Genomic DNA, 13,791 nt, shown 5'->3' with positions numbered 1-13,791 from the left:
AGGGAACGATGAACGAGAAAAGAATTCAGCCTCTGTCGCGCGATGCCATGGCCTATGTGCTTGCCGGCGGCCGCGGCAGCCGATTGAAGGAACTCACCGACCGCCGCGCCAAGCCGGCAGTCTATTTCGGCGGCAAGGCGCGCATCATCGATTTCGCGCTCTCCAACGCCCTGAACTCCGGCATCCGCCGCATCGGCGTGGCGACGCAGTACAAGGCCCATTCGCTGATCCGCCACATGCAGCGCGGCTGGAACTTCTTCCGCCCCGAGCGCAACGAGAGCTTCGACATCCTGCCCGCCTCCCAGCGCGTCTCCGAGACGCAATGGTACGAAGGCACCGCCGACGCCGTCTTCCAGAACATCGACATCATCGAGGCCTACGCGCCTGAATACATGGTCATCCTCGCCGGCGACCACGTCTACAAGATGGACTACGAATACATGCTCCAGCAGCATGTGGATTCCGGCGCGCAGGTCACCGTCGGCTGCCTGGAAGTGCCGCGCATGGAAGCCACCGGCTTCGGCGTCATGCACGTCAACGAGAAGGACGAGATCATCGCCTTCGTCGAGAAGCCCGCCGATCCGCCCGGCATTCCCGGCAATCCCGGTTTTGCGCTCGCCTCGATGGGCATCTACGTTTTCCACACCAAGTTCTTGATGGACGTGCTGAAGCGCGACGCCGAAACGCCCGGCTCCAGCCGCGATTTCGGCAAGGACATCATCCCCTATATCGTCGAGCACGGCAAAGCCGTCGCCCACCGTTTCGCCGATAGCTGCGTCCGGTCCGATTTCGAGCGCGAACCCTACTGGCGCGACGCCGGCACGGTCGACGCCTATTGGCAGGCCAATATCGACCTGACGGAAATCGTTCCGGGGCTTGATATCTACGACAAGTCATGGCCGATCTGGACCTATGCGGAAATCACCCCGCCGGCGAAATTCGTTCACGACGACGAAAACCGCCGCGGTTCGGCGACCTCGTCGGTCGTGTCGGGCGACTGCATCATCTCCGGTTCGTCGCTCAATCGCAGCCTGCTCTTCACCGGGGTGCGCGCCAACTCCTATTCCCGCCTGGAGGGGGCGGTCGTGCTGCCGAATGTCCGGATCGGAAGACGCGCGCAGCTTCGCAATGTCGTCATCGATCACGGTGTAACCATTCCGGAAGGCCTGGTGGTCGGCGAGGATCCCGAAGTCGATGCGAAGCGTTTCCGCCGCACCGAAAACGGCATCTGCCTGATCACCCAGACGATGATCGACAAACTGGACCTGTAACGCGTTATGGAAGTGCTTTCGGTTGCGTCCGAAGTCTATCCGCTGGTCAAGACCGGCGGACTTGCCGATGTGGCCGGGGCGCTGCCGCTGGCGCTGAAGGGCCATGGCGTTTCGGTCAAGACGCTGATGCCCGGTTATCCGGCGGTGATGCGGGCCGTCAAGGACGCGAAAGTCGTTGTCAGCTTCGACAACCTGCTCGGCGCCAGAGCGGATGTCCTCGAAGTCGAGCACCAGGGGCTCGATCTCCTGATCCTCGATTCCCCGACCTTTTTCGACCGCCCCGGCGGCCCTTATGTCGATGCCACCGGCAAGGACCATTTCGACAACTGGCGTCGTTTCGCGGCCCTCTCCCAGGCCGGCGCGATGATCGCGCAAGGGGCCATGGCGGACGGCATTGAGGGCTGGCGGCCTGACATCGTCCACGTGCATGACTGGCAGGCGGCGATGGTGCCAGCCTACATGCGCTATTCCGATAAGCCGGAAGTGCCGACGCTCATCACCATCCACAACATCGCCTTCCAGGGCCAGTACGGCGCCGACATCTTCCCCTATCTCGAGCTCCCGGCGCATGCCTTCAGCATCGAGGGCGTCGAATATTTCGGCGGCGTCGGTTACCTGAAGGCAGGCCTGCAGACGAGTTGGGCGATCTCGACCGTCAGCCCCTCCTACGCCGAGGAAATCCTTACCCCCGAATTTGGCATGGGTCTCGAAGGCCTGCTGACGATCCGCCAGGGCGACCTGCATGGCATCGTCAACGGCATCGACGCCGAGATCTGGGACCCGGCGACCGACCCCGCCGTGAAAACCCACTATAACGCCACGACGCTGAAGACCCGGGCCGAGAACACGCGGGCCGTTACTGAGCGCTTCGGCCTCGACCAAGAGGCCGGACCGCTCTTCTGCGTCATCTCGCGCCTCACCTGGCAGAAGGGCATGGACCTGCTGGCCGACACGCTCGACGATCTCATAGACATGGGCGGGCGGCTCGCCGTGCTCGGCTCCGGCGACCGGGCGCTCGAAAACGCCTTCCATGCCGCGGCCAAGCGCCATCCCGGCAAGGTCAGCGTCCTCTCGATCTATGACGAGCCGCTCTCCCACCTGATGCAGGCGGGCTGCGATGCGATCGTCATCCCCTCGCGCTTCGAGCCCTGCGGCCTCACCCAGCTCTACGGCCTCAGATACGGCTGCATTCCCGTCGTCGCCCGAACCGGCGGCTTGAACGACACCGTCATCGATGCCAGCCACGCCGCGATCGCCGCCAAGGCAGCCACCGGCGTATCCTTCAGCCCGGTCACCACCGACAACCTGCGCCGGGCACTCCGCCGCACCGTTCGCCTCTACCATCAGCCGAAGGTCTGGACGGGGATGCAGAAGCAGGGCATGAAATCCGATGTATCCTGGGAAAGGAGCGCCGGACTTTACGCCGGCCTCTATGCCAGCCTTATTGCCAAAAAAGGATCATGACCATGATCAAGACCGTCACCACCGCCCCCTATCAGGATCAGAAGCCAGGCACATCCGGCCTGCGCAAGAAGGTCCCCGTCTTTGCGCAAGTGAACTATGCGGAGAACTTCATCCAGTCGATCTTCGACAGCCTCGAAGGCTTCGAGGGCCAGACGCTGGTGATCGGCGGCGACGGCCGCTATTACAACCGCGAGGTCATCCAGAAGGCGATCAAGATGGCCGCAGCCAGCGGCTTCGGCAAGGTCATGGTCGGCCAGGGCGGCATCCTCTCGACGCCCGCCGCCTCCAACATCATCCGCAAATACAAGGCCTTCGGCGGCATCATCCTCTCGGCCAGCCACAATCCCGGCGGTCCGACCGAGGATTTCGGCATCAAGTACAATATCGGCAATGGCGGCCCGGCCCCTGAAAAGATCACCGACGCGATCTTCGCCCGCTCCAAGGTCATCGATATCTACAAGATCGCCGATGTCGCTGATCTCGATCTCGACGCGATCGGCTCTTTCGACGTCGCCGGCATGGCGGTCGAGGTGATCGACCCGGTCGCCGACTATGCCGAGCTGATGGAACAGCTGTTCGACTTCCCGTCGATCCGGGCGCTGATCGCCAGCGGCGTCAATGTCGTCATCGATTCGATGGGCGCCGTCACCGGCCCCTATGCGCGATATATCCTCGAAAACCGGCTCGGCGCTCCGGAGGGTTCGGTGCGCAACGCGGTGCCCCTGCCGGATTTCGGCGGTCACCATCCGGACCCCAACCTCGTCCACGCCAAGGAACTCTATGACGACGTGATGAGCCCCGACGGACCGCATTTCGGTGCGGCGTCAGACGGCGACGGCGACCGCAACATGATCGTCGGCAAGGGCATGTTCGTCACCCCGTCCGACAGCCTGGCGATCATCGCCGCCAACGCCACCGTCGCTCCGGGTTACGCCCGCGGCATCGCCGGCATCGCCCGCTCCATGCCGACCAGCGCTGCCGCCGACCGCGTTGCCGAAAAGCTCGGGCTCGGCATGTACGAGACCCCGACCGGTTGGAAGTTCTTCGGCAACCTGCTCGACGCCGGCAAGGCAACCGTCTGCGGCGAAGAAAGCTTCGGCACCGGCTCCGACCATGTGCGCGAAAAGGACGGCCTCTGGGCGGTGCTCTTCTGGCTGAACATCATGGCCGCCCGCAACGAAAGCGTCGAAGAGGTCGTCAGGAAGCACTGGGCCGAATACGGCCGCAACTACTATTCCCGGCACGACTACGAAGAAGTCGATTCGGACGCCGCCAACCTGCTGATCACCGCGCTCCGCGACAAGCTGGCGACCCTCCCCGGCCAATCGTTCGGTGCGCTGAAGGTCGCAACCGCCGACGACTTCGCCTATCACGACCTGATCGACGGTTCCGTCTCCAAGAACCAGGGCATCCGCATCCTCTTCGAAGGCGGCTCCCGCGTCGTCTTCCGCCTCTCCGGCACCGGCACCTCGGGCGCCACCATCCGCGTCTACGTCGAGCGCTACGAGCCCGATCCGTCGCGCCACGCGATCGACACCCAGGAGGCGCTCGCCGACCTCATCACTGTGGCCGACCAGATTTCCGATCTCCGCAAGAGGACAGGCCGCGACAAGCCCACTGTGATTACCTGAGCCTATGGCAAAAACGGCGATCCAGGGCGGCGTGACTCTAACCGCAGACGGCGCGGATTTCGCCGTCTGGTCGCACCATGCCGAGCGGATCGAGCTCTGCCTCTTCGACGCCGAGGGAAAGAAGGAAACCGCCCGCCACCGGCTGGTGCGCGGCCGCGACGACATTCATCGCATCTCGGTGCCGGCGCTCGGTGCGGGCACCCGTTACGGCTACCGTGCCTGGGGTGCCTACGATCCCGACAACGGCTCCTGGTTCGATTCATCGAAACTGCTCGTCGACCCTTATGCCCGCGAACTGGACCGCCTCTTCCGCCACGACGCCCGGCTCTCGATGTTCGGCGTCGACACCGCCGATCTGGTGCCGAAGACGGTCATTACCCGCGACCCGCTCGCCAAGATCGGCCGGCCGATCCTGCCGCCGGGCGGCTTCGTCTACGAGGTCGCGGTCAAACCCTTCACCATGCTCCACCCGGCGATCCCCGAAAAACAGCGCGGCACGGTCGCAGCGCTTGCCCATCCCTCGATCGTCGCCCACCTGAAGAAAATCGGCGTCGATGCGATCGAGCTGATGCCGATCACCGCCTGGATCGACGAACGCCACCTGCCTCCGCTCGGTCTCACCAACGGCTGGGGCTACAATCCGGTCGCCTTCATGGCGCTCGACCCGCGGCTCTGCCCGGGCGGCATCAGGGAACTGCGCGAGACGGTCGCAACGCTGCACCAGGCCGGCATCGGCACCATCCTCGACCTCGTCTTCAACCATACCGGCGAGAGCGACCGCTTTGGCGCGACGCTCTCCATGCGCGGCATCGACAACCGCTCCTATTACCGCCATGTCCATGGCGAGCCCGGCCATCTGGTCAACGATACCGGCACCGGCAACACGGTCGCCTGCGACCACCCTTACGTCCGCCGGCTGATCATCGATACGCTTCGCCATTTCGTCGTGCATGCCGGCATAGACGGTTTCCGCTTCGACCTCGCCCCGATCATCGGCCGCACAGAAAGCGGTTTCGACGCCAAGGGCGAGACGCTGAAGGCGATGATCTCCGACGAGGCGCTGAAGGACCGCATCCTGATCGCCGAACCCTGGGATATCGGCCGTGGCGGTTACCAGCTCGGCAATTTCCCGGAACCCTTCCTCGAATGGAACGACCGCGCCCGCGACGACATGCGTCGCTACTGGCGTGGGGACCAGTGGACGACCGGCGCGCTCGCAACAAGGCTCTCCGGGTCATCGGATATCTTCGAAAAGTCCGGCCGCAGCCGCACCGTCAATTTCCTCGCCGCCCATGACGGCTTCACCCTGATGGACCTCGTCTCCAACGAGCACAAGCACAACGAGGCGAACGGCGAACAGAACCGCGACGGCCATGGCGAGAATTTTTCCTGGAACAACGGCGTCGAAGGCGAGACCGACGATGTGACTATCCTTGAGAACCGCCGCCGCGATGTCGCTGCCTTGCTCTCCACCCTGTTTGCCAGCCGCGGCACCGTCATGTTGACCATGGGCGACGAAGCCGGACGCAGCCAGCGCGGCAACAACAATGCCTATTGCCAGGACAATGCCATCACCTGGTTCGATTGGAGCAAGATCGACAAGGTGCTCATCGAACACACCTCCATGCTCGCCGCGCTTCGAAAGCGCTTCGCGGTCTTTACGGAGACGTCCTTCTTCACCGGCAACGGCGATGTCGAATGGCTGTCCGCCTCCGGAAAGCCCATGGAAGTCGGCGACTGGGAAAATCCCGGCAACCCGGTGCTCGGCATGCTGCTGAAGACGCTCGACCGGCAGACCGACAAAGACACCCGCATCGCCATCCTCTTCAACCGCGGCCACGAGCAGGCAAGCTTCGCGCTTCCCGGCTGGGGATGGAAACATTTCGCCTCCCGCGAACTGTGGAATCAGGTGCTCCCCGCCCGTTCGGTCCGTTTCTGCATCGAGGAATGATGCGCCGCAAAAATCACTCGCCAACCAGGGCAAACCCTGTAAAGTCCGCCAGCCATCAGAGCAGTTCCGGGAAAGTATCAAGCGGTATTCCGTCCGGAATTGCGTCAGCTTTCTGGAAGAAATCAGTGAGGTCGCATGCGTGAAATTTCGCTAACCGAGGTCGAGGGTCTGGTTGGCACGGAAGTCGGCGTATCGGATTGGCTCACGGTGGATCAGCCGATGATCGACCTCTTCGCCAAGGCCACCCACGACCACCAGTTCATCCATGTCGATCCGGAACGGGCGCTGACAGAGAGCCCCTTCGGCGGCACCATCGCCCACGGCTTCCTGACGCTGTCGCTGCTGTCTGCCATGAACTTCGACTGCGTGCCGAGGATCCGCGAACAGACGATGGGTATCAACTACGGTTTCGACCGCATCCGCTTCATGTCGCCGGTCAAAAGCGGCAGCCGCATCCGCGGCCATTTCACGCTGGCCGAAATCCGCTTCCGCGGCGCCGGCATGCTAATGACCACCTACGACATCTCGATCGAGATCGAGAACGAGAGGAAACCGGCGCTGACGGCCATCTGGATCACCATCATCCAGTTCGACCCGAAGGACCGGCCCGAAGGAGTGTGAGCGCCATGGCGTCCGAAGAGGAAATCAGGCAGGCGTTCCGGGAACAGATCGTCGCCGGCCAGATCCTCGGATCACCTTTTACCCCGCGCCTCGGCAAGTTGATGCTCGAACATCTCGACCGTTCGACCGAAGTGGGCAGGCGGATTTTGAGCTGGGAAGGCGATCCCCGCACAAGGGGCGACCTAGTGCCCACCCGCCTCGCCGGCGCCCTGCATGCGCTGATCATCGACGGCAAGGACGATCGCCTGAAGGCCGCCTACCCGCCGAACGACGTAAGCGACGACGTGCTTTGGACGGCGATCGCCAGCGCCTTCCAAACCCATGAAGCCTTCATCCTCGAACGGCTGAATTTCGCCCCGCAAACAAACGAGGTGCGTCGGTCGAGCGGCTTGCTCGCGGGCTTCCTCACCATTGCCGATCTGTTCCGTCGGCCGTTGATCCTGTCGGAATTCGGTGCCAGCATGGGCCTCAATCTCAATTGGGACCGCTATCATCACGATCTCGGCGGTTTGCTCTGGGGCGACCCGTCATCTCCGGTTAGGCTGGAGCCCGATTGGCAAGGTCCGCAGCCGCCGAATGTCGAGATCACCATAACCGACCGCGCCGGCTGCGACCTCAACCCGCTCGACCCGAACTCACCGCAGGACAGCCTGCGCCTGCTGTCCTACATCTGGGCCGACCAGACGGACCGGGTGGAACGCACCCGGTCCGCACTTGAAATCGCCCGCGTCAACAAGGTCCTGGTCGAAAAGGACGACGCGCTCGCCTGGCTCAAGGAAAAGCGCCTGAACAACCTGGTGCCCGGCACGGTCCATGTCATCTACCATTCAATCGCCTGGCAATACCTGCCGCCGGAAGCCCGCTCGGCAGGCGAGGCGATCATCGCCGAGGCCGGCAGCCGGGCGACGGAAGCAGCCCCGCTCGCCCGGTTGCAGATGGAAATGGACGACGATCCGAACAGCGCGGCGCTCAGCCTGCAGATCTGGCCGACCGGCGAGATCCGGGAGCTCGGCCGCATCGATCCCCACGGCCGCTGGGTGAAATGGAAGGGCTGGCAAGCCTAGAACCCGTGCGCGAACTGTTGATCGCCATTCCCGAAACTTGATGTTAGCCTGTCCCTCGGGTGCTAATGGTTCCGGGGGATGCTGATGTTTCCGCTGTCGCATATGATGAAATCCTTCATTCGCCGCGGCCGATTGACGGTCATTGATGCAGAGGGCAACCGCCATGTGTTTGCCGGCACGCCCGGCCCCTCGGTGACCATGCGCCTCACCGACAAACGGCTCTACCGGACCCTCGTGTTCAATCCGGAATTGGCGGCCGGCGAAGCCTATATGGACGGCACGATGCGGTTCGAGGACGGCTCGACGCTGCGCGATTTCCTGACGCTGTTTTCGGTCAACCGGCTGTCGCTCGGCTCCTATCCGCTCCAGAAGGTTCTGCGCAGCATCAAGATGCGCTTCCGCAAGCGGCAGCAATCCAACCGCAAGGGCCAGGCGCAGCAGAACGTCGCGCACCATTACGATCTCGGCAACGACTTCTACAAACTCTTCCTCGACGACAACATGCTCTATTCCTGCGCCTATTTCCGCGAGCAGACCGAGACGCTGGAACAGGCGCAGCGCAACAAGCTGCGGCTGCTGGCTGCCAAGCTCGGCCTCAAGCCTGGCATGAAAGTGCTCGATATCGGCTGCGGCTGGGGCGACCTCGCGCTCTACCTCGCCAGGCTCGAAGACGTCGAGGTTCTCGGCGTCACCCTGTCGAAGGAACAGCAGGCGCTCGCCTCCTCACGGGCGCAGGCGGCCGGGCTCGACAACCGTGTCCGCTTCGAGCTCAAGGATTATCGTGACGTGACGGAAAAATTCGACCGCATCGTTTCGGTCGGCATGTTCGAGCACGTCGGCGTGCATCATTACGACGAGTTCTTCGCCAAGCTGAACAGCCTGATGCCGGACGATGGCCTGGCGGTGCTGCACTCGATCGGCCATATGAGCCCGCCCGGCATGGCAAGCCCGTGGCTGCGCAAGTACATTTTCCCGGGCGCCTATTCGCCGGCCCTGTCGGAGGTCTTCGAGGTGGTCGAGCGCAACAGCCTGTGGGTGAGCGATCTCGAATTCCTGCGCGTGCATTACGCCACCACGCTCGCCCACTGGAGCGAGCGGTTCGAGAAAAACCGCGATGCCGTCATCGCCCTTTATGACGAGCGATTCGCCCGCATGTGGGAATTCTACCTGATCAGCGCCGAGATGATGTTCCGCACCGGCAGCCAGCTGGTCTTCCACATGCAGCTCTCGCGCTCGCGCGATGCAGCGCCGATCGTGCGCGACTACATCACCGACCAGCAGCGCGCCTATATCGAGCGCGAAGCCGCCCTCGATCTGTCGCTGTGACCCCGCAGCCTTCTAAGCCCCCATTTCCATCAGCACGAAACCGATGAGCGGCAGCAGCGCCGCGCCGATCGCGAGGTGGGCGGTGCGGGTCGGCGTCAGGCCGACGGCCGCGCCGGAAATGCCGGCCCCGATCAAGCCGGCAATCGGGATCGAGAGGCCCCGGTCGATTCCCGGCACCAAGAAGGCGATCGCCCCGGCGACCGACGCGCAGGCGCCGATCAGCGCACCCTTCCAGATCTCGATTCCGGCAAGCTTTGCGGCAATCGCCCCGCCGATCACCGCCGCAACGACGGCAATTGCCATCAGTGTGAATTGTCCCATGACATCCTCCCCGTTCTCATGAGGAGAGTGAGGTTCTGCAGGATGAAGTCAAGCCAGGCGATTGTCTTAGACGGCCGCGTCCTGTGCGCCTTCCGCCAGCAGACCGAAGGCGTAGTCCGAGAACGACCGCCACACCTCCATCCGGAAGGCATCGTCGCCGGTTCGCAGAAGCACGATTTCCACCTTGCCGAAAACGGTCCGCGAGCAGGCGCCGACCGGGAAGACCTTCAGTGACAGGTCCTGCGGGCAGCCGGCATTGATCGCCGCCGCGGCCCCCGGCCCCGACACCAGGATCGCCGTATTGCGGTGGGAAACATCCGTCGCCGAATGGAGCGCGCCGGAATTCTTCGCGGCCTGCATCAGCCCGCCGTTCCCGTCCGCGATCACCAACCATTCATCCGGCCCGAGCCACAGCGCGGAGCGGCCATTGGCGGAAGCCGAGGTTTTCGGCCTGACGGGCAGATCGACGCCAAGCGCTGAGGAGAGTGCTGCGACATCCTCGGCCCTGGCGCGCAGCGAAATGCGCTCGGCGGGCGGTGCGGCTTCGAGGCGGACGGTCGATGAACCGCCGTGGAAACCGGAAAGAGGCGAAGTGCGGTTTGCCAGATCAGCCCCAGAATCAGCCATGGATGCGGCCTCCATCCTTGTCGAAGAACACCATGTCGGTCACTTCCACCTCGATCGTCCTGTCTTTGAGCGGCACATGAAGCGTCTCGCCAATCCGCGCCCTTCCGCCGGCAACCAGTGCCAGCGCGATCGAGCGGCCGCAATTCTCCGACCAGTAGGCCGATGTCACGTGGCCGAGCATGGTCATCGGCTTGGCCTGGTTGGGATCGGCGACGATCTGGCCGCCCTCCTCCAGCACCACAGCCGGGTCCTTGGTCAGCAGCCCGACAAGCTGCTTGCGGTTTTCGCGCACAAGGTCCGGACGCTTCAGCCCCCGAATGCCGACGAAATCCGGCTTCTTGGAGGAGACAGCCCAGCCGAGCCCCGCATCGTGCGGCGTCACGGTGCCGTCCGTATCCTGGCCGACGATGATATAGCCCTTTTCGGCGCGCAGCACGTGCATGGTCTCAGTGCCGTAGAGGCAGGCGCCCATCGGCTCCGCCCGCTCCCAGATCGCCTTCCAGACGGCCGGACCGTAGTCGGCCGGCACGTTGATTTCGTAGCCGAGTTCGCCGGTAAACGAGACGCGGAACAGCCGCGCCGGAACGCCCATCACGCTGCATTCCGCCACGCTCATATGCGGAAAGGCCTCGTTGGAAATATCGACGCCTTCGACGAACGGCTGGATGATCTCGCGCGCCTTCGGCCCCTGCACGGCGATGACCGCCCATTGCTCGGTGGTCGAGGTGAGCCAGACCCTGAGATGCGGGAACTCCGTCTGCAGATAGTCTTCCATATGATGCAACACGCGCGGCGCCCCGCCGGTCGTGGTCGTCACATGGAAACGGTCCTCGGCAAGCCGACCGACAACGCCGTCGTCATAAACGAAACCGTCCTCGCGGGTCATGATCCCGTAGCGGCTCTTGCCCGGCTTCAGGCTGCCCCAGGCATTCGTATAGAGGAGGTCAAGGAACTGCGCCGCATCGGGGCCGACGACCTCGATCTTGCCGAGCGTCGAACCATTGAACACGCCCGCTACCTCGCGCACCGTCCGGCATTCGCGGTTGACGGCAGCCAGCATGTCCTCGCCGCGCTTCGGGTAATACCAGGCGCGTTTCCAGTTGCCGACATCCTCGAACTCGGCGCCTTCGGCCGTTTCGAGCGCGTGCATTGGCGTCTTGCGCGCCGGATCGAAGAGTTCTCCGCGCGAATGGCCGACCAGCGTGCCGTAGGTGACCGGCGTATAGGGCGCGCGGAATGTCGTCAGCCCCACCTGGGGGATCGGCCGGTCGAGCATTTCGGCGGCGATGGCGAGGCCGTGCATGTTGGATAGCTTGCCCTGGTCGGAGGCCATGCCGTTGGTGGTGAAGCGCTTGATATGCTCGATCGAATGCATGCCCTCGCGCACCGCAAGGCGGATGTCCTTGGCGGTCACGTCGTGCTGGAAATCGACGAAGGCCTTCACCGTCGTATCCGGCCCCGCACCTTCAGCCGCACCGATCATGCCGCCGGTCCATTCGAACCGGTTCTCGCCCGCAAGCGCCACCGAACCGCCGCCGGCCGCAATCGCCTCGTCTATCAGTTCGGCAAGGTCGTCCGTGCCGTTGCAGGAGCCAACGGAAACGCAATCCTGCGCATAGATATTCGGCAGGAAGCGCTGGTTGACGTCGTCGAACCGCAGTTTTCCGCGCGACTGCGAAAACAGGTGCACCGAAGGCGTCCAGCCGGCCGAAACGATCAGCGCGTCGACCGAAATTTTGCGGGCATCGCCGCCACCGTTGCGCGCCACGGTCATCGAGGAGATCCGCAGCCGGCCGCCGGTATCGGTCACCGAATGGCCGCTTAGCACGGAGATGCCGAGCGCACGGGCTTCCGCCAGCAGCGTCTCGCCGGGATCGGCACGGCAATCGACGATCGCAACGATCGAGACGCCCGCCCGCTTCAGGTCGAAAGCGGTTTCATAAGCCGAATCATGCGCCGTGTAGACGCCGACCTGTCTTCCGACAGCGACGCCGTGATGGTTGAGGAAGGTGCGTGCCGCAGACGCCAGCATGATGCCCGGCCGGTCGTTATTGGCAAACACCATGTGCCGCTCGATCGAACCGGTCGCCAGCACCACCTTTTTCGCCCGCACCTGCCACAGCCGTTCGCGGGGCAGGTCCTTGCCGGGCTTCGCGACATGGTCGGTCACCCGCTCCACGAGGCCGAGGAAACCGTGATTGTAATAACCGAACACCGTCGTGCGGGTCAGCACCGTCACGTTCGGCATGGCCTTCAGCTTTGCCGCCGTCGCCTGCGCCCAGTCGTAACCGTTCTGTCCGTCGATCGTGGTCGCCGCGTCGTAGTGGAGGGCGCCGCCGACCTCCGGCTGTTCGTCGACGAGGAAAACGCTTTGCCCCGTCGCAGCCGCCGAAAGCGCCGCCGTCAGGCCGGCAACGCCGGCGCCGGCAACCAGCACGTCGCAATGGGCGTAGCGGTTGGCATAATGATCCGGATCTTCTTCGGTCGGCGCAACGCCGAGGCCGGCCGCACGGCGGATGAAGGGTTCGTAGATCTTCACCCAGGCCTCGCGCGGCCACATGAAGGTCTTGTAGTAAAAGCCGGCCGCAAAGAACGGCGAAAACAGATTGTTGACCGCTCCGACATCGAACTTGAGCGACGGCCAGCGGTTCTGCGAGGCAATCTTGGCGCCGTCGAAGACTTCCTGCACGGTGGCGCGTACGTTCGGCTGGCGCCGCGCCGCGTCGCGTGACACGTCGATCAGCGCGTTCGGCTCTTCCGGACCGGCAGACAGTATGCCGCGCGGCCGATGATATTTGAACGAGCGGCCAAGCAGATGCACGCCATGCGCCAAGAGCGCCGAGGCGACGGTATCGCCTTCCAGCGCCGTATAACTCTTGCCGTCGAAGGTGAAGCGCGCCGTGCGGGCAGGCGTCAGCCGCCCTGCCCCCTTGATGCGGAAAGTGCCGGAGTTGGAGGAGGCGCTCATCGTGCGTCTCCTTCGGTCGCTTCATAGGTCTCGACGGTCTTTTCCGAGGCTCCGGTTTCCGGGAGCGGCTGCTTCGGCATTCCCGCCTTGTAGGTCATCAGGAACCTGTCGCTCACCGTGTCGCGCGCCGCGTTGAAGAACCGGCCGCAGCCGTGGATATGCCGCCAGCGTTCATAGGTGAGGCCTTTTTCGTTGTTGCGCAGGAAGAAATATTCCGCGAATTCCTCGTCCGAAATCGCCGAGATATTCTCCGGCCGCGCAATATGCGCCTCGCCGGCCCACCGGAATTCCAGTTCCGAGCGATCTTCTTCGCAATAGGGGCAATGGATCAGCAGCATGAAAGTCTCCCGGCACATGGGGTCGGTGTAAAGGCCAGCCTCGCATTCCTTCTTCTCCCCAGCGGGGAGAAGGTGCCCGAAGGGCGGATGAGGGGGCGAGCGACGAAAGGCGCGAGCGTCCGAGCGACAAGCGAAGGACGAGCCTGCCTTGAAGCCCCCCTCATCCGGCAGCCGCCACCTTCTCCCCGCTGGGGAGAAGGTGGACCCCA

11 protein-coding genes are annotated in these 13,791 nt (G+C 63.8%); 7 read left to right on the top strand and 4 right to left on the bottom strand.

Features of this window, described 5'->3' with window-relative positions; genetic code table 11:
- Nucleotides 1–8: 8 nt before the first annotated feature.
- The 7 genes from glgC (at nucleotide 9) to C5J26_RS01000 (ending at nucleotide 9,328) form a co-directional block, all read left to right on the top strand.
- Nucleotides 9–1,271 carry a glucose-1-phosphate adenylyltransferase gene (gene glgC / locus C5J26_RS01030; RefSeq protein WP_105400148.1) on the top strand — a complete coding sequence of 421 codons (1,263 nt, stop codon included), beginning with the start codon at nucleotides 9–11 and terminating at the stop codon, nucleotides 1,269–1,271.
- Nucleotides 1,272–1,277: 6 nt separating this feature from the next.
- Nucleotides 1,278–2,735 carry a glycogen synthase GlgA gene (gene glgA, locus C5J26_RS01025; protein WP_105400147.1) on the top strand — a complete coding sequence of 486 codons (1,458 nt, stop codon included), beginning with the start codon at nucleotides 1,278–1,280 and terminating at the stop codon, nucleotides 2,733–2,735.
- Nucleotides 2,736–2,737: 2 nt separating this feature from the next.
- The gene (locus tag C5J26_RS01020; protein WP_105400881.1) at nucleotides 2,738–4,366 is read left to right on the top strand and encodes an alpha-D-glucose phosphate-specific phosphoglucomutase; all 1,629 of its coding nucleotides are present in this window, start codon (nucleotides 2,738–2,740) and stop codon (nucleotides 4,364–4,366) included.
- A 4-nt stretch (nucleotides 4,367–4,370) separates the two neighbouring features.
- On the top strand, nucleotides 4,371–6,317 hold the full coding sequence (glgX, locus tag C5J26_RS01015) for a glycogen debranching protein GlgX (protein WP_105400146.1): 1,947 nt from the start codon (nucleotides 4,371–4,373) through the stop codon (nucleotides 6,315–6,317).
- Between the two features lie 135 nt (nucleotides 6,318–6,452).
- Nucleotides 6,453–6,938 (top strand): MaoC family dehydratase, encoded by a 486-nt coding sequence (locus C5J26_RS01010; protein ID WP_105400145.1) that lies wholly within the window; start codon nucleotides 6,453–6,455, stop codon nucleotides 6,936–6,938.
- Between the two features lie 5 nt (nucleotides 6,939–6,943).
- Nucleotides 6,944–8,002, top strand: coding sequence for a DUF2332 domain-containing protein (locus tag C5J26_RS01005; protein ID WP_105400144.1), 1,059 nt, complete (start codon nucleotides 6,944–6,946; stop codon nucleotides 8,000–8,002).
- A gap of 84 nt (nucleotides 8,003–8,086) precedes the next feature.
- Complete coding sequence (locus C5J26_RS01000) at nucleotides 8,087–9,328, top strand: cyclopropane-fatty-acyl-phospholipid synthase family protein (protein ID WP_105400880.1); 1,242 nt, start codon at nucleotides 8,087–8,089, stop codon at nucleotides 9,326–9,328.
- Between the two features lie 12 nt (nucleotides 9,329–9,340).
- On the opposite strand, the gene C5J26_RS00995 is transcribed toward C5J26_RS01000, so the two are convergent.
- The 4 genes from C5J26_RS00995 to C5J26_RS00980 form a co-directional block, all read right to left on the bottom strand.
- Nucleotides 9,341–9,649: a hypothetical protein gene (locus C5J26_RS00995; protein ID WP_046668262.1), complete on the bottom strand. Its 309-nt coding sequence runs from the start codon at nucleotides 9,647–9,649 to the stop codon at nucleotides 9,341–9,343.
- Between the two features lie 66 nt (nucleotides 9,650–9,715).
- On the bottom strand, nucleotides 9,716–10,276 hold the full coding sequence (locus tag C5J26_RS00990; RefSeq protein ID WP_105400879.1) for a sarcosine oxidase subunit gamma: 561 nt from the start codon (nucleotides 10,274–10,276) through the stop codon (nucleotides 9,716–9,718).
- Nucleotides 10,269–13,244, bottom strand: a complete 2,976-nt coding sequence (locus tag C5J26_RS00985; protein ID WP_105400143.1) for a sarcosine oxidase subunit alpha — start codon at nucleotides 13,242–13,244, stop codon at nucleotides 10,269–10,271. The genes C5J26_RS00990 and C5J26_RS00985 overlap by 8 nt, the downstream gene beginning before the upstream one ends.
- Nucleotides 13,241–13,582, bottom strand: coding sequence for a sarcosine oxidase subunit delta (locus C5J26_RS00980; RefSeq protein ID WP_105400878.1), 342 nt, complete (start codon nucleotides 13,580–13,582; stop codon nucleotides 13,241–13,243). Before C5J26_RS00980 ends, C5J26_RS00985 begins: the two co-directional genes overlap by 4 nt.
- Between the last annotated feature and the right edge of the window lie 209 nt (nucleotides 13,583–13,791).

It is taken from the genome of Neorhizobium sp. T7_12 (assembly GCF_002968535.1).
In the GTDB taxonomy this organism is placed as follows: domain Bacteria; phylum Pseudomonadota; class Alphaproteobacteria; order Rhizobiales; family Rhizobiaceae; genus Neorhizobium; species Neorhizobium tomejilense.
Note: the sequence above shows the minus strand (reverse complement) of the source record. Positions and strands in the feature narration are given on the sequence as shown.